Raw genomic sequence first — 23,001 nt, forward strand, 5'->3', positions numbered from 1 at the left:
TTTAAGCTTCATCTACTCCAGTATCGTATGAGTCCGTCCTTAAAAAACGCCTAAATCTCAGGACTCGGCTTGCGGTAACTTTAGAATACTGAGCATGTAATTCGGGATGGTCTCTTTCAAAAAGGCTTGAATCAAAGCGCGCTGATTGCTGAATCTTCCAGGTAGCAAGACCAGATACTCCCGCGCTTGTGCCAATTCTTTGCATTAAGTGCTTACGTAAAAGCTCTTGCTCAACTTGCAAGTCTGCTATCTGTGACTCTAGGCTGCTCAACTCATTTACTAATTGCCAATCTCTTTCGTCTGGCATTCGTATGTCGGCTAATTCCTCCGCCTTTAGAAAATCATCGATCTTGATCTGATCCATTTCCTTTAAAACTTGATGGGCTTTATTGAGGTAAACGATTGCCACATCGGATTCCACCTTAAAAAATTCTCCTTGCTCCCTATGGGATGCGAAGTGCTTGTGGAGCATATTTTCTAATTTAGAGGCAAATTCAGTCTCCTCCTTGTGGACTACTGAAAGCCTAGGATTGGCAGTTAACAAACTGGCCATTCTTTCAGGAAAATTGGTAGCCCGTCCAATTTTGATCAAACTCACCTCAGGATCCAGCAATATATATACGGTAGCCATAATTGATTACTTATCTCCAGAAGTTATTATTTATAGTGGAACTCATAAATTCTTTTTACTAGCTTTGTGAATCCGTATTACGCCCCTGCGCTACTTTCTTGCGAAGATGGGCAGGCTCTAGCGCCTCCATTGACATACAAAATAACATTGAGTCGTTCAAGCTTGCTGAGCGGTTCTTCAGTTTGCTAGAGGAATACATCAACTCTTTTTCCATAGCTTCGTGATCCCGCAATTCCAATAGCTTACGAAGATACTTCACGGTTTCAGTAAGCCAAGGGTTATCTTTTCCCTTAGTCTCTAACTCCTCAATTAAACCTTCTACCGCTTCCCAATTACGCACCTTGACATGTGCGCGTGCCTCTCGCTGAATATCAGCAGACTCTATTTCATTAAAGCGACGAGCCACAAGTTCATTCTCAGTTGCCATACGATATTCAGCTAAGCCTACCACTGGCAACTGAGGAAGCGTTACAGAAAACTCATATTCGCGCCCTGTCTGATCAATGGTACAAATAATGCACCGCAAGACTGTACCGCTCTCTTGTAAGCGAATGACCTCATGCATAGATAAGGAAATGCCCATCCAGACTTCTGACTGAACTGCAATAGAGGGTAGGCACCAATAGTCACGTGCATCTTTTACATAATCATTACGTACTTTGATTTGTCCTAAACGAGGTAAGAGCGGTGTCTCAAGCTTGACGCGAACGTCTTGCCATACTAAGGTAGTTAATGAGCTCAGTTCAGCATCAAACGATTCTGCTAAATCATCTGAGCGCTCTCCGTACCAAGAATTACCCTGCCCCGCATTAGCTATAGCTGTCATCAGCTCCTCATTAAAGCCAAGTCCAATTCCTACGGTACTTGTACTAACCCCAGCAGAGGCAAGCTCACGCACTTGCTCGCAAATTGAATCAACATGAGTTAGACCATGATTAGCTTGGCCATCAGATAGCAAAATGACTCTACTCATAACCCCACGACCAGTACCTGGGGCTAGAGTTTCTGCACCTTTTAGCCAGCCTTGATGTAATGCTGTTGTACCTCTAGGCTCCACTGACTCTAGGCGAGTTGGTAGGAATGTTTTAGCCATACGTACCGCCATCATCTCGAGTAAGACTTCAACACGCTCGTCATAGATCACTACTGAAATGCGATCTTCATCCGACAATCGATCCAATAGGTTCAGTGCGCAGCGCTTTGCCTCTGCCAATTTTCCGCAATTCATTGAACCAGAGCGATCAATCACGAGAGAGATTGCTAAGGAGGCACGCTCTTGCGCATTACCCTGTGCCATCTCTTGGGCAGGGGCTCGTAAGCGCAAAAGCATATCAAGGCTTTGTCCTAAGTTGTTAGCAACGACTTCTTTGCGGGTATCTAACAGTACCTCTAATTGCTTTCCGTTAATCATGTTCTTTTCCTTTGTTTTGGGCTGTCATCGCTATCAATTGATTTAATTTGTCTTGTAGTTCAAAAAATTGCTCTCGCCGTTCATGGCGCTCTCTTTCCATCAGGTCTTGCCACTGTGCTTGTTGGTCTCGAACTATTAGCTCTAATCGTTTAAAGTTTTCTCTCAATACCGCTCGCTCTTTTTCAGAAGTCACCATGCTCCGCTCCAACATCTCTTGCATCCCGTTCTTGATAGATTCAGATAAGTTGATGAGTTGATCATTTAATTGGTTTAAGTGATCCGTATTGGGGGGCTCGATACTGCCCTGTACACGGCTGGCAAAAGCATTTAAATCTGCGCTAAGTACATCTACGAGGCCATCTTTCATAGCGTTGCTGGTGCGTATTGAGGGGGTTGGGATGCTCCACGGGATTTGGGGTAAGGATGCTTCCTTCTTTGTATGAGCTCTCTCTATAGGTTCATTCCGAAAGGAAGCCACTAAAAGTTCTGCCATATTGGGTTTGGTCTTGTTCATGACCAGAGCCTCTAGCTGTGCTTCATTGAGTGAGGCTAGATAAGGGGCCACCTTTTGCATAGGAAAACCGGCATCGACTAAAAAGCGGCCTCCTAATAACTGTAAAAGATGCAAATAGCCGTATTGGGCATCGCGCCCTATTCTTTTGGGTTTTTCTACTAATCCTTCAGCAACGTAGTACCGGACTAGGCGTTCATTGATCTTGTCTAGGTCTCCTGGCATTTGCAGGTTTTGTGCACACTGACTTGCAAGCAAGGCCATTTCCACGGCATTGCCGCTAAACCCTTGATATTGATTAATAAAGAATCCCATTCAACCATCTCCTAAAAGCAATACTTAACCTAAAACATCATTATTGACACCTATTACTGTCAATATGACATCAATAACTGTTGGTGTCAATAGCATTGGATTGCTATTTTTGGCATATATGAATAGATGAGGAGCTTATAGATCAATCTAAATTAGGAAAGGCTCAAGGGGTGAGCTAGGGAAGCTAGAAATAAAAGAATAGAAAAAAATCTGGAATGAATTCACCAAATTCTATAAAAAACCTTTTTCGATAAAGAGTTTTTCAGTAACTTTAGACATTACTAGATTTATTGTCAGTCTGGCTCTAGTTAAGCCTACAAACAATTTATTTTTTGTGACTTGATCCCACTCCGTAAAATCAATCTCGGTTAAGACTATGGCGTCAGCACACTGCCCTTTGAATCTATACAAGGTATCAACTAACAGCTCTCCGCTTGACCAAGTTGAATTGCTATCCTTGTCATAACCAGTAGATTTTTTAATAGAGAATCCATTGATCTTCTCAACTTGATCCGAGAGAAATACACTATTCTTCGCTCCACGAAAACTAAGAACAGCAATAGATTCGGGGGCAAAACCTTGGCCAATCAGATCTTGAACTGCATCAGATGTTTCACTGACAACATCTCCATCCTGATAAACAAAGTGGCCAGGAGGGAGACCTGCATATCCATTACCAGTCTCAAGATAGTCATCTGTCAAATTTAGGCCATTGATCAAAGTCAAAATATGCTGAGGAGAGCGATAGTTAGTTGGGGATGAAAGTTTGACCCATCCCTCAGGCTCAATCGAGGGTCTGCCATAGATTCTTTGTGAATAATCTTCAAGCCAAATCATTCTGCCCTCAGGCTTGACTAGCTCTAATAAGACGGAAGCCCATTCAGGGTAAAAGTCCTGCCCTTCATCAATCACCAATACATCTAGTTGCTCCTTTAGCTCATCGTAATGAGTTAGAAAGTAATCCACTATTTGTTTAAAGGTGGCCTCATCACCAAAATCAACCACTTGCCCTTGGCTTTCGGCCACAAATCTCGCAAGTTCGTGAAACGTCCAACAATTTTTCGGGTTAGGGGCGCTCATCTTTACAGAATCAACCAATGATCGATTAAAGCAGATATACATGGCAGTTTTATTCTGGACTTCTGCCTTGCGCAATTCTTTTAAAGCTAGCTGCGTTTTTCCCGAGCCTGCCGTACCCTGCACCCAAAGTCTAAATGGCGAGAAATCTAATCGCTCAGCCCATTCCGCAAGTCCGCTGGACAGCCTTGTGGTTCTCTGTCTAGCAGATTGACCAATTAAGCCAATTTGCGGGCACACATCCGCCTTGTCTAGGAAAAATGTCTGAATATCAAGCGTTTTAGCCGTGTGATCTCCAGTAGGCATGGGATTTTTATCAAACATCTCATTGATGATTGATACCAAGGATTCACGGTTAGTGGAATCTACAATTCTTCCAAGCGCAATATTAGCGGGTAAATTCTTGCCCACCTTAGCATTCGGAACATAAAGCAAATGATCAATTTCTAAGCGCTGTTCTGGATAACGATTCTGGTACTCAGTGCGTAAAGAACCAATATTTCTGCTAACTTGTGAATTAATCGTTCTAGAGGACTTACTTAGCCCGTTTGCATCTTTATAAATCGGGACAAGTTCACCCTTTAAATTCACTTCTATTTGGGTTTCTTTTTGCTCAATTGCCAAGACGCGGCCATAAGGGTTAAGTATTAAGAAATCGATCTCACCATAGATCGCTGCGTCTTCTTCAACTCTAGTCCAATGTACCCCATGAAAAACCATGTATTGGTCGTTTAGACCTTCTTTCAGCATTTCCAGGGTTTTAAATTCTCCTTTATGCAAGACCTCGCCTTCGGCTAATTGGTAGTCTTCTGGAAAAAGTTGAGCCATGACCTATTTACTAAGGAAGTTACGTATAAAAGTAATAATAGCTTCATAAATGCTAATAAACTATCTGAAATATGCCTAATTGCCCCTTTTGTACTCTTCCTGCCGATCGAATTATTGACTCGAATGAGTATGGGCTTGTGATTCGTGATGGCTTCCCAGTATCACCAGGGCATACCTTAATAATCCCCAAGCGACATATTGGATCTTGGTTTGAGATTACAGAGGAAGAGCAACTAGGTTTACTTAGTCTTCAAGCTAGAGCGCAAAAGATTCTTGAAAAAGAATTTAAGCCTGATGGTTACAACATCGGCATCAATGATGGGCCTGCTGCTGGACAAACAGTGCCTCACCTACATATTCATCTCATTCCACGCTTCAAAGGCGATTTAGAAGATCCCAGGGGTGGTGTGAGATGGGTGATACCAAGTAAAGCGAAGTATTGGTCCTGATGATGATTGAAGCTGATCTTCTTCTCTTGTTTAGCAAAATCAATTGTGCTCGCGTAGGCAATGGCTATGCACCACATAAGCCTATTTTGCTTCTCTTGGCTTTAGAGAAAATTCTGAATAATCATGCAAATTATTTTTTCTTTGCAGATTTCGACCATGACCTTAAACGATTACTTGAAAAATACGGGTCTAACAATGCCTCCAATACTCGTAATGAGCCCTTCTGGCGCCTGAAGAATGACGGCATCTGGGATATTCAAGCTCCGACCTATTTACTCTCCCAAATCAGTACACCAACACCTGCACAACTCATTGAAGAGAAAGTAGTAAGCATATTTAAAAGTGAGATCTTTGATGCGCTTGCTCAAAACCCAGATCTGATTAAAAAGTTAGCAGATCAGCTATTAAATCAATTCGTTGATCAAACACTTCAGATTACCCTACTTGCAGATGCAGCCCCCAGTATCAAGCTACTTGATCGTCAATATTGGTGGGTAAGCCAGAACCAAACTTATAAGCAAGAGGTGCCAGGTAACTTTATGTGGTCACCTAAGACCAATAGAGATGGTGGAAGCAACCCGTCATATAACTTTATGACCCAAATGCGACCTGGTGACGTGGTGTTCTCGTTTGCAGATACCTTTATCAAGGCTATTGGAGTGGTAACCCATGAAGCAGTATCGAGCGTTAAACCCGATTTTGGCTCTGCAGGGGCAAATTGGCTTAACGATGGTTGGCTAGTAGACGTTGCATTTGAAGAGCTAAACACAGCCGCTTTTAAACCCAGTGAATACATGGATCTATTAGCCCCTACATTACCGGGTCAATATTCCCCTATAAGAGCAAATGGTATGGGTAATCAAATTTATTTAGCCCAAGTGCCAGAGGCTATGGCAGCAGCGTTACTCTCTCTCGCAGGTCCAATTGGACAGGCTGCTGTAATGGATTTATCAGAGTGCGTTGAATATGACACCCCAGTAAAAGCAGATGATATTGAATCAGAAATTGAGATGCGTACCGATATTGGTGAAACTCAAAAAATACAGATTATTACCTCTCGCAGAGGACAAGGCGTGTTTAAAGCTAATGTGCGCTTAGTAGAGTCTTATTGCAGGGTTACGAAAGTCGCAAATCCAAAACATCTGATAGCAAGTCATATCAAGCCCTGGTCCAAATCAACTGATACTGAAAAACTGAGTGGATACAATGGGCTACTGCTCTCCCCTCACATTGATCATCTTTTCGATAAGGGATTTATCTCATTTGAAGGTAATGGGAGTTTAATTTTATCGAGTTATTTAGATAAGTCAGTACTAGATAAATGGCGGATTGATAAAAATATTTATGTGGGTAATTTTAGAAGTGAACAGCAAAAATTCCTGGAGTACCACAGGGATGTGGTTCTGGCCTAATAGCTGCTTCGTCCAATGCTTAAGGTAACTAACCACATATCAGTATCAGCTTGAATACCGATGCAATTCTCAAGGCGTTGTTAATTTTAGCTGCCCAATATTTATGTGGCTTTAAGTCTTCAGGCTGCCATCTCAGCCCACTCTTCACCAAGAGCCTGAACTTGCTGTAAGACTAGCTCTACGGCTTCATCTTGTTCATCGGGTGGATACTTGTATTTCCGCAATATGCGTCTAACCATCAAACGTAGACTAGCTCTAACGCTTTCACGCTCAGCCCAATCAACCTTTATATTCTTTCGAAGATTCTCAGTTAGTTCGTGAGCAATCTTTTTTAAGATTTCATCATCGAGCATACGCACAGCAGACTCATTGTTTGCAAGAGCGTCATAAAACTTCACTTCATCTTCACTCAGACCAAGATGTTGACCACGAGTAGTAGCTTCACGGAACTTCTTAGCCATTTCTATTAGCTCTTCCATTACCTGTGCTGTTTCAATTGCACGGTTTTGATAACGTAAAATCACGTTATTTAAAAGGTCACTGAATTTCTTTTCTTGAACCACATTACTCTTAAAGCGACTCTTGATTTCTCCCTGCAAGAGCCTTTCTAGCAACTCAACTGCTAGATTACGCTCTGGTAAGTTTTTAACTTGGGCCAAAAACTCATCACTTAGTAATCCAATATTAGGCTTTTCTAGCCCGACTGCATCAAAGATATCCACAACACTATCAGACACTACGGCTGAGTTAATGATTTGGCGAATCGCTAAATCACGCTCTTCATCTGTTTTACGTTTGGCAGTGATATCTCGCTTTGTTAGCAAGACCTTGACGCCTTGCATAAAAGCAACTTCTTCACGTACTTCTTTTGCTTCATCTAAGGTGCAGCAAAGTGTGAATGCCTTGCTCATTGCAATAGCAGTATCGGCAAATCGCTTTTTACCGTCCTTTATACCCAATATGTGATTAGCTGCTCCAGCCAAGCCTTTATGGCCAGCCGTTAAGAAATTGCTGTAATCAAAGCCGTGCAACATTCCACGCAAGATATCTAACTTTTCAGCTAAGACGCTATATGCCTCACGAGCATCTACTTGAATCTGTCCACGTCCTTTACTGCCCGTGTACTGCTTCATTGCCTCTTTTAACTCATTGCCAATACCAATGTAATCAACAACCAATCCACCTTGCTTATCCTTAAATACCCGATTCACACGGGCAATGGCTTGCATTAGGTTGTGACCCTTCATTGGCTTATCAACATAAAGTGTATGAACACAAGGAGCATCAAAGCCTGTTAGCCACATATCTCGCACAATCACAATTTTTAGATCATCATTTGGATCTTTGAATCGCTTTTCTAGTCGCTTTTTAGTCTTACTATCGTAGATATGAGGGCGTAGTAAGGCTTTATCGCTGGCAGAACCAGTCATTACCACCTTAATCTCACCTTTTTCAGGATCTTCGTTATGCCAATCTGGACGGATCTTAATGATTTCGTTATAAAGGTGAACGCAGATATCACGGCTCATCCCTACAACCATTGCCTTTCCAGCCATAGCCTTATTACGCTCTTCAAAATGCTGAACAATATCTGCAGCTACTTGAGCAATACGAGGCTCTGCTCCTACTACCTTTTCTAAGGCTGTCCACCGACTCTTAAGTTTTGCCTGACTTCCTTCTTCTTCATCTTCAGCTAATTCATCAACTTCAGCATCAAGTATCGTTAAATCTTCTTGTTTAAGTTTTAACTTAGCAAGTCTAGATTCATAATAAATGGCTACGGTTGCGCCATCTTCTTTAGCTTGCTGCATATCGTAGACGTGAATGTAATCTCCAAAAACAGCTCGAGTATCTCTATCCTCGCCACTAACTGGTGTTCCCGTAAACGCCACAAAGGTTGCGTTAGGCAAGGCATCTCTTAGGTGTTGCGCATAACCCGACTGATAACGCTCTTCTCCAGGTTTACCTTTTAGTTTTGCCTCAAAGCCATATTGGGTTCTATGTGCTTCATCTGCAATGACTACGATATTGCTACGATCAGAAAGGACCGGGAAAGCAGTTTCATCATCATCGAGCATAAACTTTTGGATCGTAGCGAACACAATGCCACCCGATGGGCGGTTACCCAGCTTATCTCTTAAATCTTGCCTACTAGTTGCTTGAACTGGCTGCTCACGTAAAAGGTCTTGCGCTAGGCTAAAAACCCCAAACAATTGGCCGTCTAAATCGTTACGGTCAGTAATCACCACAATGGTTGGGTTTTCCATAGCAGCCTCTTGCATAACCCTAGCTGCAAAGCAAGTCATCGTAATACTCTTACCGCTACCCTGCGTATGCCAAACAACTCCACCTTTATGATTACCGTCAGGTCTAGAGGACTTAACAACCTGATTAATGGCAGCTCTTACTGCGTGAAATTGATGGTAACCAGCAATCTTTTTAATTAATTGGCCATCATCTTCGAATAGTACAAAGTAGCGCAGATAATCTAAAAAATACTCGGGTGCCAGTAAGCCACGAACTAAAGTTTGTAACTCATTAAATTGACCTAGAGGGTCGAGGATTGCACCATCAATAGTGCGCCAAGCCATAAAACGCTCGGGATTAGAGGATAAAGAACCTAAGAGCGCTTCTGTTCCATCGGATATAACCAATATCTCGTTATATTGAAATACGTCGGAGATCTGCTCTTTATAAGTTTGTATCTGATCGTATGCCTTCCAAATATCCGCATTTTCATCAGCTGGGTTTTTTAGTTCAATCAGTACAAGCGGTAGCCCATTTACGAACAAAATAATATCGGGACGCCTCGTGTGTTTCGGTCCCTTGATCGTGAATTGATTAATTGCCAACCACTCATTATTTACAACATCAGCCCAATCAATTAATCGAACAAAGTCGCCCCGTGTTTCACCATCTTTTTGATACTGAACTGGAACGCCAGTTACTAGTAGTCTATGGAATTCACGGTTTGCCGATAACAAAGCAGGAATACCTAAATCAACCACCTGCTTAAAGGCATCTTCTCGAGCATTTGGTGGAATATTTGAATTTAACTTATTGATTGCTTCACGCAAACGAAACGGGAGCGTTGTTTGCCGATAATCATCTCGTTCGGGTGATAGGCCATCAAAAGCAATATCTGGGCCATAAAGATGCGTATACCCGACATCTACTAACCATTCAAGCGTCTCTTGTTCGAGTTGATCTTCTGTCATTATTAGGGAGGTACATTTTCAGTTTCTGTCTCAGCATCAGCAATACGAAGCTGTCCAGAAATCAATTGTGGCAGCAATGTGTCGCGAAGGTCAACAAGTGTGTTTACTCGCATTGCATTTTGAAAAATCTGATGCTGAATGCTTCCAACAACCCCTTCAAATGCATCAAGAATTTTTTGCTCGGGTTTAGTAATTCGTAATCGCTTTAAATCAGCTACTGTGACGTGGCCCAAGCCTGTTGTTTGCTTGTTCCTTGCTAACTCAGCGAAAACTGGACGTAAATATCTAAGTGCCTGAAGAACAAAGGCTCTCTCATTTTTTTGGATGTGGTAGAACTCTAAAGATATGTTGGTTTAACCAACCGGGATCAAAGGACCACACAAAAGTATCAATAGATGTGTCGGGATTTCCTGACCAAGAAAATAAAATATCACCTGTCTCAATTCGATATTTTTTTGGCATCTCGATATTTGAATATGCAGTATTTTCTGTAACGCCAGCCTTAAGTTCAGCAATTTTGATAATCGGTAAGCCTCGTCTATACATATTGGGCTCAAATGCTTTGTATGCAGCACCATTGATAAAAGTTGCAAGGTCATAAATTACAAATAATCTCCAATCTTTTGGTACCGTCTCTAACTCTGTCTCTTCAAAGCTATCAGGAAATAATTCAGCAGTTGCTTCGTCCATTCCTTCGGGCATAAGTCCCCTCGCTTTAGCGTGGACTGGATCAAAGTCTATAAACCAAGATTTGAATAAGGCTTGGGCTATGGATTCGAGAGTATCGTTGGTTTCACGCAGGAGGTTAATACGGCTATCAAAATTCGATAGGAAATCGCCTATAAACTTTTGCTCAGCCAAAGACGGAATAGTAATTTTAGTAGCGAGTAAGTGAGGAACTTTAATGCTTGGCTGAACAGAGCTAATGTCTAAAGTCTTAAGATATGACTGCATCTTAGGATGGACTAGAGAATAGTAAAGAAAATCAGGCAAAACTATCTCTAAATTTGGCCTAAGCGCAATAAGATTTTGTGCAATACATCCATTTCCAGCTTCAAAAAGAGCGACTTCAGCTATAGAGCCGACCGTAGAAAAAATAATATCTCCGGGCAATGGGTGTCCAGCACGAAACCAATTTTTATAGGTTCCTTCAGTTACAAACTTTTTGATGGCGGAAAAGTTAGGACTTTTAGCAGCCCCAACAATCGCATTCACTTCAATCAATGGATATGGCGAAATTGCATCTGAAATGGGTGGTGTTTTACCACGGTTATCTACTACCTTGATCAGGCACTCTTTGAGAGTCAACTCAATCCGCTTAGAGATCATATCCAAGGCTCTTAAGATTTTGGCGAATTAATGCATCTAACTCAGCACCTTTTGCCATCTGCTCACCCAACTTCTCAGAAAGTTTTTGCATCTTTTCAGCAAAAGCCTCGTCATCATCTTCTACATCTTCTGCGCCTACATATCGACCAGGGGTTAATACGTGACCGAGATCGGCGATTTCTTTCAGTGAAACACTCCGACAAAATCCCGCAATATCTTCATATACGCCACCTTCACCACGCCAAGCCGCAACAGTCTGCTCAATTTTCGATATCACCTCATCAGTAAATTCAGCCTGTACCCGACTAATCATTGACCCAACTTTGCGTGCATCAATAAATAGCACTTCACCCCTACGCTTGGTTTTTTGTTTAACCAAGAACCACAAACAGGCTGGAATTTGAGTGTTGAAGAACAACTGGTTTGGCAATGCAACCATCACTTCCACTACGTCAGCTTCAACCATTGCAGCTCGAATAGAGCCTTCGTTATTAGTGTTACTACTCATACTTCCATTAGCTAGAACGATGCCAGCACGTCCAGTCGGCTTGAGGTGATACAGCATATGCTGCAACCAAGCATAGTTAGCATTACCCTGTGGAGGCTCGCCATAGACCCAGCGAGGATCACCCATTAAGCTACCGTGCCACCAATCACTTATATTAAAAGGTGGATTGGCAAGGATGAAATCTGCTCGTAAATCTGGGTGTTGATTCTTGGTAAAGGTGTCGTCAGGCTCCCGACCTAAATTAAAGTCGATTCCACGAATAGCTAGATTCATTGCAGCTAAACGCCAAGTAGTTGGATTAGCCTCTTGTCCATAGATAGCTACGTCACCGATCTTGCCACCACGAGCCTCAATGAACTTTTCCGACTGAACAAACATTCCACCAGAACCACAGCAAGGGTCATAGACCTTGCCTTCGTGCGGCGAGAGAACTGCAACTAGAGTCTTAACAATAGAAGCTGGCGTATAGAACTGTCCGCCACGCTTACCTTCAGCGTTAGCAAACATTCCTAAGAAGTACTCATAAACCTGCCCCAATATGTCACGAGCAGTACTTGGGTTATCGCCAAAGCCAATAGTAGAGATTAAATCTACCAACTCACCCATTTTTCCATCAGGCAATTGAGCGCGGGCATACCGTTTATCTAAAATTCCCTTTAGCTTAGGGTTTTCAGTTTCAATAACCGTTAAGGCTTCATCAATACGCTTGCCAATATCCGTAGACTTAGCTGCCGCTCTGAGGGTTTCCCAACGAGCGGATTCAGGAACCCAAAATACGTTTGCTTCGGTGAAATAGTCTCGCTGTTCTAATTCAGCTTTAATTTGTGCATCATTTGCCTCGCCAAAGAAATACTCATCCTTGGGATCGCGTAATCGAAGATTAAGTTCTTGCTGTTTTGCTGCAAAAGTATCCGAGATATACTTAACAAATATCAAGCCAAGAACAAGATGCTTATATTCAGCTGCATCCATATTGGCACGTAGCTTGTCTGCCGTTGCCCAAAGGGTCTTTTTAATGTCGTCCAGCATAATTTGATTTCTTTTTAGGGGTATTGTCTATGAGACATTATCACCTAAATTACTATCAAATTTAATACTACCTACGCACTACATAAGCTTTGCTAGCTCTCTATTCTTCTTAGCCTGCTTGGCGGACTTGTAGTTTTCCTCATCCTTGGTATCTACTTCAATCAGCTTTCTGGTGGCGCTACCCCTTAGCTGCTCAATAGCCTGTATTACCTGTAAGTGGCTATAGTGACGCTCAATCATTAATACACTAGTACCCATTTGCTTAGCCAGCGTATGAATGGGTACGCCATCATGCGTAAGAGACAAAGTAGCGTAGGTATGCCGTAGGCTATAGAACACCCGCTTTTGATTGGTCTTGGTATCAATTAACAAGCCATGGTCTGATAAGTAGTTATCAAACATATGGTTTAGTACATCACCTAAGTTTCTACACTCTTTGTTTCTAAAGATATAGTCATCATTAGTGGGTTTAATTAAGACAAAATTCCTTATAAAAGCATCTACCTGATTTGAAAGAAATCAATCGTTACTTAAAGAACTTAAACCCTCAAATCACCGATACAAATTGTAACGGTGCAGACTCTTATTTGTAGAGCTTATATAAAGTATCTTCAAAGCTTTTCGCTAATATTGGTGCTACCTTATTTTCCTGCAACCACTCCAACATAGTCATTCTTGCCATCATCTGGGCATTGCCTAATGAGGAAATATTTTGAGCATCCTTAAAGAAATTTAGGGCGATAGATAAAGCCAAATCTTCAGTTGAATAGGGAATGGGACCACTCTCTAGCTTTGCACCAAGAATTGCAATCTCTTTTTCAGGCACTTCCCCCATTAATAATTCAACAGCTAAATCGATCGCTTTTGATAAATTTGCTCATTTAGCTGGAGGGGGATCTCCATAGAATGCATTGATAAATCCGTCCATCGCGGTTTCTTCTTTTTCTTACCAAATAATCCAAACATATATAGTCACCCCGGTTTTATTAATTTATTTAAATAAACATTTACAGCATAAATTGCAACTGCAACTTACTAGTTAAATGTATGCTTGGAAGAATTCATATAAAACTTAAAGATCACTTCATCCAAAACTAACTGCTTCAGTTTTGCTCTAGACAATAATTCAATCAGACTTGCTCGATCTATTAATTTTACGCCCAGGGTGTTTGCCTGTTGTATTGCAGTTGTATTGAAACGTTGATTTGTAATGGCTACCTTTTCAAAAAGTACTCCTGGATGTCTTGCTTGATATGCAGGGCTACCAGCAGCCACCTCTTTGACGGCATCCCAACCAAGCTCTGATTGAGTACTGTGCTTACATTGACCTATAAGGCCCTTGCCATCAATACCAATCACAACTATGTCGATACCTCCGTCGCCTCTTTGCTTTGGAGTGATGTAAGCCTTGTTTGGATATGCACCAAACAGTAGCTGACAAAACACCTCGAATGTAGCGCCATCAAGCGTATCAACGCGGTTTATATCAACCAACTTTTCAGAATCCACTTTAATACCACCGGGACCGCCATCAGGCATCAATGAAGCACCAGAAATATCAGACCCAACTCCATCCAACATATCTCCGGCAAGATCCATTTTTAGAGTCATTAAACGGTCTAATTTAGCATCAAAAGTAACAAAATCTTGAGCCGTAATCGTTGGGCAATAAACATGTACATCTTTCGTTTGACCAATTCGATACGCCCTATCTGTTGCCTGACCCTCTTTAGCTGGATTCCAAGTTCTTGTGAAATGAATGACATGGTTAGCTGAAACTATATTTACGCCAAAACCCACAGCAAGTGGCGACAAAATAATCACGCCAAAACCTTCACGTGACTGAAAAGCATCAATTAAATCCTGACGATCATCAATATCACCATTAATAATTTGTGCGGAGAAGTCAAAGCGCTTGCGTATAAACAAAACTAGAGATCTTTGAATCTCCTTGATATCGGTAAAAATAATTACTTTTTCATGTTTTCGAGAAATAGCTTCTAATGTATTGAGGAGCCATTTTAATTTCGGCGCATTATTTAAGTGAGCATCTACCCCGGCTACATCCATTGCAAATGTAGTCTTTGGAAGACAATAAGGCTCTGAGCATAGAGCTCTAACAAAATGAAGCACGGCAAAAGATATATTTGATCTTTTTTTAGCGTCTTTTTCCTGCGCAGAAGCTGTAATTTGATGAAGACCTTGCACATACAAATTTCTTTGATGATTAGAAATTGGGATGCCTAGCCTTTTCCTTGGTGACCCATCGAACTCATACTCCTCATTTGACTCAATCATCTTTTTAGGGAGCTCATCAGCTATTTCATACTTCATTCGCCTCAAAATCTGAGGCGTAATCTTTGCCCGTAATTGCTCAATAGCCTCGGTTGCTTTTCCGTCTCCAGCTTCCCTAGCTTCAATTGGCTTACGATACGCTCTACCAAATTCATCTAATGCACCCAGCAGCCCCGGCTGAATAAAATCAAATAAACACCAAAGATCTGCCAGACTATTTTCTACAGGCGTCCCGGTACAAGCAATTCTAAATTTAGCTTTTTGTTTTTTAGCTGCTTTTGTAGATTGTGCATTCGGTGTTTTAATTTTCTGCGCTTCATCGCAAATCATGAATGTAAATTCTTGCCTACCCAAACTAAACTCATAATCGCGAACTGTCTCATAAGTTGTTAAAACTACTTTTGCAGATCCAATCCAATTCGGTATTAGAAAATTTGTAATCTTTTTTTCAAGTAATGCTTGATCAATAAACTTCTTAGGCTGCTTTCTTACTGTTAATCCATCAGCATGAAGTAATAATATTTCTGGGAAATTATTAAAGAAGTTTTTTGCTTCATTCTTCCAGTTTTGCATTAAAACAGGAGGGGCAACAATTAAAGATGGCGCCGCGGTAGGATGACGCTCATAAAACCAAGAAAGCAAAGATAAAAGCTGTAGTGTTTTACCTAAACCCATATCGTCTGCAAGTAGGGCCCCTCTACAGTACTCGGGGGCCTTTGAGTACAGGTATTGCATCCAAGCCAAGCCTTCTAACTGGTGTTTCTTAAGCTTGATATTGTCTTTCAAATCACTAGGAAGCTGAGGAGAAAATCCTTCTGGTACTTTTAAAATTGACTCACGCAAAGCCTCTGAATCAGTTTCAGTGTAATCAAGCTGTGTGATATTGACCTTCACTAAAAGGGTAGGCTTTAGCCCCTTACTTGTTGTTATAGGTGGATTGGGTCCATCCGGCCCAATTGGTGGATCGCCACCGGGGGGCTGTGGTCCTGGCCCAGGCGGTAATGGTGGCTGCGGAACTGGCCCAGGAGGCACTGGGTTTGGTCCAGGAGGCACTGGGTTTGGATCAATACTTGGGTCAATAATGCCAAGCAATATCTTTAATTCCTTAATTAGTCCAATTGCATCTGTAATTGATAGCGGCATTGGCAAGACTGGATCAACCACTTTATCAACTTCAGAAGCTTGAGCCTGGGCAACTTTAATTTCAAAGGCTTTAATCCACTCGCCATCGACTGCAATACAAACTGGAGGTGTGCCTGGAACTAAAGGAACACATATAAGAGGATTAGGTGCCCATGAGGAATCATCGCCACCTTCTTTTTTAATATAAACAGAATAGATTGGCTTGGCAAAGCCTATGCCATCAACTCGATCTGAATACTTAAACTCATATACATCATTAAAGTCTATAAAGTTTTTAACTTGCTCCTTCCAAACATTGAGCCAGCATTTAGCCATATCTAATGTTTGATACAAAGCGCCATCTACATCAATGACAAAATTACGCCAGGTAAAAAATTGTCGGTCATCTGATAAAGCCCCGTCTATTTCATTTATGAGAATACCAAGCTCATATGCTGTTGAAATAACGCTACGATCTACTTTTGACATTCCATCGTTCAAATTTTGATAAATGGCTGCCGTAATACCTTCAATCGCAGCCCCAACAACATTGGGGTGCAGGGAAATACGTGTTGAAAATAATCCAGCCTCTTCTTTTGCCTCTTGTATTTGATTTTCATCAAGCGCTTTAGATGCGGCCTCACCTAAATAGGCAAATGGATTTCGTAAAAATGCTTCAGCTCGGCTACCAGCAACTTTTCTACCTTCAAACTGAGTCTTAATCACCGTCAACACATCTCTGATTGCCTCTGGAAAAATGATGCGGGTTCTACCCGCCGATGTTTTAAAATCAATATGCTCAGGAATGAAGTTAAAGGCATCAAATTTGGGCATCCAATCTTCTGGCGCACCATCAAAGTAAGGCTCTATTGTCACAACACTAGTACCAAGAGCTTGAGCTCTTATGTAACGCATTTTCAATAAGTCTGGAACTAAAACAATGGTCGATATTAAGTAAGGGGAAAGCTCTGCATTAGCTAATAGAGCAAATTTGCGCACCTCACCCCACAGAGACTCATTCTTCGATTGAGTTCGAGCCCCATCTGAAAAGCCATCGTTGCGACCAATGAGGTCTAATAGTTGCCATACCTCTTTTGTTTGAAGCAAAAATCCAGAGCTCTCAATAAATGCCCCACCACTATACTTTTTAAGACCCACACCTTTACCTTTACGATCAGGATCACGCCATCCATCGACCCTTAATCTAAAAAAACTATCTGAAACTGTCCCAACCTCACCTAAAACTGGGACCGAATAGTCAAACCCTGGAAGTGCAAGTAAATACAAAGAGTCTTCATGCTCAACATCACTAAGAATCTGGTAAAGACTAGTCCAAGGTATCTGTAATTCTGATTCGTTAATTGAAGCCAACCTGTCAGAAACAAGTTGAGTGAAGTAGATAAGCTGCTGACTTCCAGTGGTGGGATCAGTTGCAAAATCCATTAACTTAGAAGATGTACTAACTCCCTCATTTAATCCGAATGAGTATGAAACTGTATCCTGGGAGAAGCTAGGCTGTGTTAATTTCTGAGAGGATACTTGGGTACCCATACCCTCAAAGACATTTTGCACGTCAGGACGTAAATTAAATAGCCTACTTAAAAAATTCATTAGAAATATTTATCGATAGAAAAACTTGTTGTTGTTGAGGTTAGCTTACCAGCTCTAGCATCATCAAATATACCAAATGCAGGAAGTTGATAAGTTCTAGCATTAAATTGCCAACCTTCTCTGTGAACAATATCAGGCCCCCTTGAGCTACCACTGTAATAACGCTCCTTAAGGCCTCTTTCACTAGTAGATGCATCTAAGCTTGATGCATTTACATTAAATGTATTTTCCGATTTTTTATAAACATAACAACCACCATGAGGATTAAACTCAACAATCAAATGTCCGTTAATTTCCATAATAAAAGCATCTAATCCAGATTCGCCATTAGCTCCTGAAAGATTTGCATATGATTCAACATCATTTTTAAAATGCTCTTTTAATTCAGGATGTGAGTTTAAATATCGACGCATATCATCTCCCAATACAAGCCTAGTAAAAGTAATCTGGTTAATATATTGCATCCAAAAATTTAATCTTCCATGAGGATCAGGAACACCACGTCTCTTCAAAAGCTCAAAAAATAAGCGAAGATTTGCTTCTTGTACCCAAGTTAGAACCATACGCCATGTTGGATCTGCTACATGAATCCACTTTGATGCGCCTGTACTTCTCAGTTTTGGATTTTTCCATACTACTAGAGCAAAGTCTTTTAACTCAATATGCTCTCGGATATCAGATGAGGCTCTATAGCGATCAAGTAGTGCCCGTAATCCATTATCGAGATAAGAGGGGTGTCTATTCAAGAGTGAAATAATTAAGGGTATTGATTCCTTAAACTTCGCATCTGACTGAGATAAAGAGGTTTTCAGGCAAGATTTAAAAAACTCATCCCAAAACCAACTAGCATCTGGAATTTGTAATTCAAGCTTAATTTGCTTTACTCTAGCTTCACTGCCAGACAGCCACTCAGCGCCGTACATATCGCATGGAGATTCAGATAACAGATGCAAATTTGCATCAATACTCTTCATCCAATTAGTGGAGAAAGAAGCGTTTTTCATTACGTATGGCCAAGACTTAGAAAGAAAGTTTCTGATTAATCTTTGTGAACTAAAAAAACTATCGCCTTGATAATATGATTTTTGAGCCTGAAAGTAGGATTGAAACACTCCAAACCAAAATATTCCATCAATTAAATCATTTTCAAACTCTTGCGCGTAGCGATTAAGCAATGCTCTAAGTTTTTCATTATCTGTGGCTACAGAAACACCACCTAATTCAGCTATTGGCTTAGTAAGGACAAATGAAATAATTTCATATTCTCCGGGATTACCTGCTAGAGAGCCATTGAGATAGTCTCTAGCAGCAGCATACGCAACCTCATCTTTTGGTTTTAAGATAAAAGTAAATTCATCTGTTATTTTTTTATGGACTTTTGCTAGCCTTGGATGTGACTCACCGTGATCTCTCCTCAGCTCATACTGAAAAGAGTTATTTAGGTTCGCTAGTGAATGTTTTAATAAGTCAGTGAAGGACATACGCCAAAGTCTTTTCCTGATAAATTAATCGAGGACTCTTCTCGTCTTTTTTTATCATCACCTAACTGCCAAAATTCAAGCTTTAACTCAGCTCTCCTGCTTTCCTCATCACTTCTTTTCTGTGAGTTAAATGAGAATCCACCAACAAGGAAAAGACTTTTAACCTGATTTTTATCATCTAGAGATAATCCACCAGTGCCATCAGCATCTGTTTTGGCAAGCTCACAGACAACCTCTTTACTTCTTTTTAAAGAAAGATCAAGATTGGTCATATAGTTACCTGTTTTGCTGGTGTACCCTTCAACGATAACTCGCCTGAAAAACTGCTTACATTGATTATTCTTAACTGTACTAAGTACAGTTGGTATGTAATCCCTTAGAAATTTTGATGCTTCAGAGTTAATGCGATGTTTACCATCTTCAAATTTAACAATTGATCCCAAATCAATTCGAATAGCATCGCCTTTACTATACTCAATACGTGCCTGCCCAGAAAAACGTTGATCGGCAATACTTTGTAAGTCTTTTGCGCAAGCAGAAATAGTTGCTTCCCGAGCTTTTACAGCGGTATCTTGAGTCTCATATTTCTTTTTGAGCATCACAATAGTCACGGCCATTACAACCAAGAATAGAGTCATGCATGCAGTCATTAAGTCAGCATAAGAAATCCAAAAGGGCTTCTCCCCTTCATCTTTATTAGATTTTTTAATAGGTCTCGGGTTAAACATTACTCAGACTTCTTAAGCTTAGCGACTGACATGAGCATTGACTGGACAGCGCCCTCTAAGGCGCTTAGTGAACCAGTCAATAAGGTATCGGATGAAACCTTTAAATTCTCGACCTGAGCAACCATCTCCTGTCCAAATTGTTTGAAAGAGCCCTCAAGAACTGCGTTAACTTGATTTAAATAATCTACGCTCTGCTTTTCAGCAGTTTTTAATGAACCTAAAATTCTCTCAAGATCAGATAACATTTGACTACTCAAACCCACTTCTTTTTTGGCGTTATCAACTAAATTCTGAAGTTGTAACACATAGCCTTGAACTGATTCTCGAGACTCATCATATTTCTCAAAGGCTGTTCTCACGGAGGATGAGGCTAGTTGTAAAGTGGAAGCAGTTTGCTCTAGTTGATCAGTAACAACGCGACTCTTATCAAATACCCCACCAATACTATCCCCTGCCTTTGTAAAGCGTTCTGCTGCTTCACGCATAACTAACGCCCCATCATTCATTCCAGAAATAGCGCCAGTAGCAGCATTCTGTATCGCCCGTATATTTTCTTCGGTTTTGAACGCTGCAGTCTTAACATCATCCATCAATTGAACGACGTTATCTGTCAATCCACTATACAACCCCTCAGTTTCAGCTACCATACGCTCAGTCCGTGCTTTATCAGCAACAGCTTGATTTTCTCTTTCTGTAGATATTACAGAAATTGATTTTTCGAGCTCAGAAAGTATTTTTTGCATGGTCTCATCCATGGCTTCTTTAGTTTGGCTTTGCTGCTCAAGAATTAACTTTCTTAATTCCTCAACAAAACTTCGCAATTGCACATTCATTTGCTCCTGTGCTAAGGCTGCTTTTGACATTGACTCTTCCATCTTCGCTGACATTTCCGATGTAGCTTTTTGACCAGCTCCAGAAATATCTGTGATTAAACGAGTCATGGCTTCTTGAACCATAGTCATAGAGTCTGATGATTTTTGAATTGCTGAATTAATATTTTGAATCTGAGATCCAAAGGTTTCATCAATTTTTGCCATAAAGGCACTGAGCAAGTTTTCAAGCATGCCAGTAACAGCGCCCCCTTGCTCTCCAGATGCTTTGGCCACGACATCCATCAAATCTTTCATTGGGGCATCTAAGCTATCCTTTATTGCTCCTGAAATTTGAGATGATATATTTTGAGCTGACTGAAGTTGCGCATTTATTTGCTTATCTGCTACTTCATGCATCAATAACTTTAAATCATCTATTAATGCGTCCTTTAGACTTGCTGTATTTGCTGAACTTTTCTCAGATGCACTTACCAATCTATACAGGTATTCTTCACCAACACCTTTAGAGAATAAATCATCTATTCGGTTATTTACAGTCTCTAATAACCGGTAACATTTATTTAATGTCTTCTTTTCAAAGTATGTAAGAAAGATAGCTGCAAAAATTGCAAGTCCAGATCCAATAAATGCTGAGGTTACCTCATGTAGTAAAAATTCAAGCGTTCTATCAGGTTCTGCGGGATTAAATTGAAACAGTCCTACTACAAGACCACTAAATGTTCCAATAATCCCAACGCCAGTTAAGATTCCTGGCAAGTGTCGATAGAAATCTGCGTCAATCTGGGTGTCAACTACCGACTCTTTTGAAAAATAAATTTCCGAGGTTGACGTAGCACGTATTGATATCGGCTCACCATCTGGAGCCCTCACTAAATGCAAGGTATCTTCATACTCAGCCCACAAATGCTTGAATGGCTCTGCGGAAAATATAGGCTTTAAATTTGATATTTCTAGTATTTGATTATTTTCTTTTTTATACCTCTGCAACCCATCTGCAATCTTTACCAATTCAAGCTGAATTTTTTTTGCTGGATTTTGATATTGGGTAATAAAACGAGATAAAAGAAATCCAATTACAGCGAAAACTGGCACTAATATTAGCCAATTCAAATTTGCTAGCAGGCTCATTGTTTACTTCTTTCTTTACTATAGACTCATATATTGGGAGTTATCTATACATTTTATATTGAGATTTACCTTAGAGTGGCTCAGTTTGTGAGCTTTAATTTATACATCCCGCAATTGCTATTTTATTCGTTTATCAATCAAATAAGTTAATCGAGCATAAGATTACTTAAAACTTATTGAGTATATTTTTCCTAAACTTTATTTAATGCAGTTAGCAAATTAACTGACCTCTGAGCATGTGATGAGGCTAGGGTAAGTGTGGCTCTTTAAATATTAAGTTAATGCCATCGATAGCTGATTTTGACGACCAGCACTGTCCAAGGTGTCTTCCTTGACTTCCCGTACTGGGAAATCCAACCGACACCTTAACTGGCGGAATGGAGTAACCCATTCTTTCAAATAAGGGCTTGATGTGGGCTACTGCTTGATTTAGCCATTGTTCGCGAATGATTTCTGTCATTAGCTACTTTCTAATGATCTAAATAACTACGCTTTTCAGACATGCGCATGAAGTCTAAACTCAACGCCTTTGACTTTTTACGCTCCCAGTCTTCAGGAAAAGCAATATCTTGTTTAATTAGTAGTCCTAAGCGTATTTCCTCCCTATCCTCCATCTCATCATCAGTTGCAACGACAGTGATCTTTTCTCTAAAGTTATTGGTATCCACGGGGAGTCTTTAACGATCGGCTTTAGCTGCATGGTCAAGGGAGATGTAATTGAGCCAATAGACCTTCATGCTTGGTCCAAAGATTTGATCAATCAAAATAGCGTCCACCTTAGCTGGGTCATCCTCATTCATTAAGGCGACCTTTAAGCCCTTCTCAATCAGAATCCGTTGATAGGCTCTTGCACTGTCATGGTCTTCAAAGGAAATCCGCACCAGATCATCGCCAATAGCTAGCGTACTCAGATCTTGTAAATCATAGATAAATTGACCGTAACCGCCTTTGTAGCGCTCAAATAAGGCGCCCTTCTTAATTAGTACCGTTACACCATCTATTAATACAGGCATAGATCCTCCGCGGGGTTGGCTATCAGAGGATTCAGATTAGGGGTTGGCTAGCTCACCTATCGAGCTAGTTAG

Annotated in this window: 19 protein-coding genes; 2 read left to right on the forward strand and 17 right to left on the reverse strand. The window is 40.8% G+C overall.

Annotation, left to right across the window (positions count from 1 at the left end):
* Position 1: 1 nt before the first annotated feature.
* The 4 genes from DCO16_RS06125 to DCO16_RS06140 form a co-directional block, all read right to left on the reverse strand.
* Complete coding sequence (locus DCO16_RS06125; RefSeq protein WP_173942831.1) at positions 2–631, reverse strand: GIY-YIG nuclease family protein; 630 nt, start codon at positions 629–631, stop codon at positions 2–4.
* 58 nt (positions 632–689) lie between these two features.
* Positions 690–2,042, reverse strand: a complete 1,353-nt coding sequence (locus DCO16_RS06130; protein WP_173942832.1) for a vWA domain-containing protein — start codon at positions 2,040–2,042, stop codon at positions 690–692.
* On the reverse strand, positions 2,035–2,868 hold the full coding sequence (locus DCO16_RS06135) for a MerR family transcriptional regulator (RefSeq protein WP_173942833.1): 834 nt from the start codon (positions 2,866–2,868) through the stop codon (positions 2,035–2,037). Before DCO16_RS06135 ends, DCO16_RS06130 begins: the two co-directional genes overlap by 8 nt.
* Before the next feature lie 231 nt (positions 2,869–3,099).
* A complete protein-coding gene (locus tag DCO16_RS06140) occupies positions 3,100–4,773 on the reverse strand; it encodes an ATP-binding domain-containing protein (protein WP_173942834.1) in 1,674 nt (557 codons plus the stop codon).
* A 71-nt stretch (positions 4,774–4,844) separates the two neighbouring features.
* On the opposite strand from DCO16_RS06140, the gene DCO16_RS06145 reads away from it, so the two are divergent.
* A complete protein-coding gene (locus tag DCO16_RS06145; protein WP_173942835.1) occupies positions 4,845–5,222 on the forward strand; it encodes an HIT family protein in 378 nt (125 codons plus the stop codon).
* Positions 5,222–6,634, forward strand: coding sequence for an HNH endonuclease (locus DCO16_RS11200; protein ID WP_217426634.1), 1,413 nt, complete (start codon positions 5,222–5,224; stop codon positions 6,632–6,634). Before DCO16_RS06145 ends, DCO16_RS11200 begins: the two co-directional genes overlap by 1 nt.
* A 119-nt stretch (positions 6,635–6,753) precedes the next feature.
* Here the strand turns inward: DCO16_RS11200 and DCO16_RS06155 are convergent, their stop codons facing one another.
* From DCO16_RS06155 to DCO16_RS06210, 13 genes are all read right to left on the reverse strand, one after another.
* Complete coding sequence (locus DCO16_RS06155) at positions 6,754–9,852, reverse strand: type I restriction endonuclease subunit R (RefSeq protein ID WP_173942836.1); 3,099 nt, start codon at positions 9,850–9,852, stop codon at positions 6,754–6,756.
* Positions 9,853–9,854: 2 nt separating this feature from the next.
* Positions 9,855–10,085 carry a restriction endonuclease subunit S domain-containing protein gene (locus tag DCO16_RS11205; RefSeq protein ID WP_217426635.1) on the reverse strand — a complete coding sequence of 77 codons (231 nt, stop codon included), beginning with the start codon at positions 10,083–10,085 and terminating at the stop codon, positions 9,855–9,857.
* Positions 10,086–10,164: 79 nt separating this feature from the next.
* Positions 10,165–11,160: a restriction endonuclease subunit S gene (locus DCO16_RS11210; RefSeq protein WP_217426636.1), complete on the reverse strand. Its 996-nt coding sequence runs from the start codon at positions 11,158–11,160 to the stop codon at positions 10,165–10,167.
* Positions 11,161–11,170: 10 nt separating this feature from the next.
* Positions 11,171–12,718 carry a class I SAM-dependent DNA methyltransferase gene (locus DCO16_RS06165; protein WP_173942837.1) on the reverse strand — a complete coding sequence of 516 codons (1,548 nt, stop codon included), beginning with the start codon at positions 12,716–12,718 and terminating at the stop codon, positions 11,171–11,173.
* A 78-nt stretch (positions 12,719–12,796) separates the two neighbouring features.
* Positions 12,797–13,120: a site-specific integrase gene (locus DCO16_RS06170; protein ID WP_173942838.1), complete on the reverse strand. Its 324-nt coding sequence runs from the start codon at positions 13,118–13,120 to the stop codon at positions 12,797–12,799.
* A 181-nt stretch (positions 13,121–13,301) separates the two neighbouring features.
* A complete protein-coding gene (locus tag DCO16_RS06175) occupies positions 13,302–13,544 on the reverse strand; it encodes a hypothetical protein (protein ID WP_173942839.1) in 243 nt (80 codons plus the stop codon).
* A gap of 209 nt (positions 13,545–13,753) precedes the next feature.
* Complete coding sequence (locus DCO16_RS06180) at positions 13,754–17,746, reverse strand: SNF2-related protein (protein WP_173942840.1); 3,993 nt, start codon at positions 17,744–17,746, stop codon at positions 13,754–13,756.
* Positions 17,746–19,227, reverse strand: coding sequence for an EH signature domain-containing protein (locus tag DCO16_RS06185; protein ID WP_173942841.1), 1,482 nt, complete (start codon positions 19,225–19,227; stop codon positions 17,746–17,748). The genes DCO16_RS06180 and DCO16_RS06185 overlap by 1 nt, the downstream gene beginning before the upstream one ends.
* Positions 19,206–19,955 (reverse strand): flagellar motor protein MotB, encoded by a 750-nt coding sequence (locus tag DCO16_RS06190; RefSeq protein WP_173942842.1) that lies wholly within the window; start codon positions 19,953–19,955, stop codon positions 19,206–19,208. Before DCO16_RS06190 ends, DCO16_RS06185 begins: the two co-directional genes overlap by 22 nt.
* Positions 19,955–21,916 carry an anti-phage ZorAB system protein ZorA gene (gene zorA / locus DCO16_RS06195; protein WP_173942843.1) on the reverse strand — a complete coding sequence of 654 codons (1,962 nt, stop codon included), beginning with the start codon at positions 21,914–21,916 and terminating at the stop codon, positions 19,955–19,957. The genes DCO16_RS06190 and zorA overlap by 1 nt, the downstream gene beginning before the upstream one ends.
* A gap of 247 nt (positions 21,917–22,163) precedes the next feature.
* Positions 22,164–22,376 (reverse strand): hypothetical protein, encoded by a 213-nt coding sequence (locus DCO16_RS06200; protein ID WP_173942844.1) that lies wholly within the window; start codon positions 22,374–22,376, stop codon positions 22,164–22,166.
* Between the two features lie 10 nt (positions 22,377–22,386).
* Positions 22,387–22,584: a hypothetical protein gene (locus DCO16_RS06205; protein ID WP_173942845.1), complete on the reverse strand. Its 198-nt coding sequence runs from the start codon at positions 22,582–22,584 to the stop codon at positions 22,387–22,389.
* Positions 22,585–22,593: 9 nt separating this feature from the next.
* Positions 22,594–22,929: a hypothetical protein gene (locus tag DCO16_RS06210; RefSeq protein ID WP_173942846.1), complete on the reverse strand. Its 336-nt coding sequence runs from the start codon at positions 22,927–22,929 to the stop codon at positions 22,594–22,596.
* Between the last annotated feature and the right edge of the window lie 72 nt (positions 22,930–23,001).

It is taken from the genome of Polynucleobacter antarcticus, from assembly GCF_013307245.1.
In the GTDB taxonomy this organism is placed as follows: domain Bacteria; phylum Pseudomonadota; class Gammaproteobacteria; order Burkholderiales; family Burkholderiaceae; genus Polynucleobacter; species Polynucleobacter antarcticus.

Coding starts and splice junctions, on each gene's coding strand:
- DCO16_RS06125 (WP_173942831.1), bottom strand. CDS start 631: ATGGCTACCGTATATATATTGCTGGATCCTGAGGTGAGTTTGATCAAA.
- DCO16_RS06130 (WP_173942832.1), bottom strand. CDS start 2,042: ATGATTAACGGAAAGCAATTAGAGGTACTGTTAGATACCCGCAAAGAA.
- DCO16_RS06135 (WP_173942833.1), bottom strand. CDS start 2,868: ATGGGATTCTTTATTAATCAATATCAAGGGTTTAGCGGCAATGCCGTG.
- DCO16_RS06140 (WP_173942834.1), bottom strand. CDS start 4,773: ATGGCTCAACTTTTTCCAGAAGACTACCAATTAGCCGAAGGCGAGGTC.
- DCO16_RS06145 (WP_173942835.1), top strand. CDS start 4,845: ATGCCTAATTGCCCCTTTTGTACTCTTCCTGCCGATCGAATTATTGAC.
- DCO16_RS11200 (WP_217426634.1), top strand. CDS start 5,222: ATGATGATTGAAGCTGATCTTCTTCTCTTGTTTAGCAAAATCAATTGT.
- DCO16_RS06155 (WP_173942836.1), bottom strand. CDS start 9,852: ATGACAGAAGATCAACTCGAACAAGAGACGCTTGAATGGTTAGTAGAT.
- DCO16_RS06165 (WP_173942837.1), bottom strand. CDS start 12,718: ATGCTGGACGACATTAAAAAGACCCTTTGGGCAACGGCAGACAAGCTA.
- DCO16_RS06170 (WP_173942838.1), bottom strand. CDS start 13,120: ATGTTTGATAACTACTTATCAGACCATGGCTTGTTAATTGATACCAAG.
- DCO16_RS06180 (WP_173942840.1), bottom strand. CDS start 17,746: ATGAATTTTTTAAGTAGGCTATTTAATTTACGTCCTGACGTGCAAAAT.
- DCO16_RS06185 (WP_173942841.1), bottom strand. CDS start 19,227: ATGTCCTTCACTGACTTATTAAAACATTCACTAGCGAACCTAAATAAC.
- DCO16_RS06190 (WP_173942842.1), bottom strand. CDS start 19,955: ATGTTTAACCCGAGACCTATTAAAAAATCTAATAAAGATGAAGGGGAG.
- zorA (WP_173942843.1), bottom strand. CDS start 21,916: ATGAGCCTGCTAGCAAATTTGAATTGGCTAATATTAGTGCCAGTTTTC.
- DCO16_RS06200 (WP_173942844.1), bottom strand. CDS start 22,376: ATGACAGAAATCATTCGCGAACAATGGCTAAATCAAGCAGTAGCCCAC.
- DCO16_RS06210 (WP_173942846.1), bottom strand. CDS start 22,929: ATGCCTGTATTAATAGATGGTGTAACGGTACTAATTAAGAAGGGCGCC.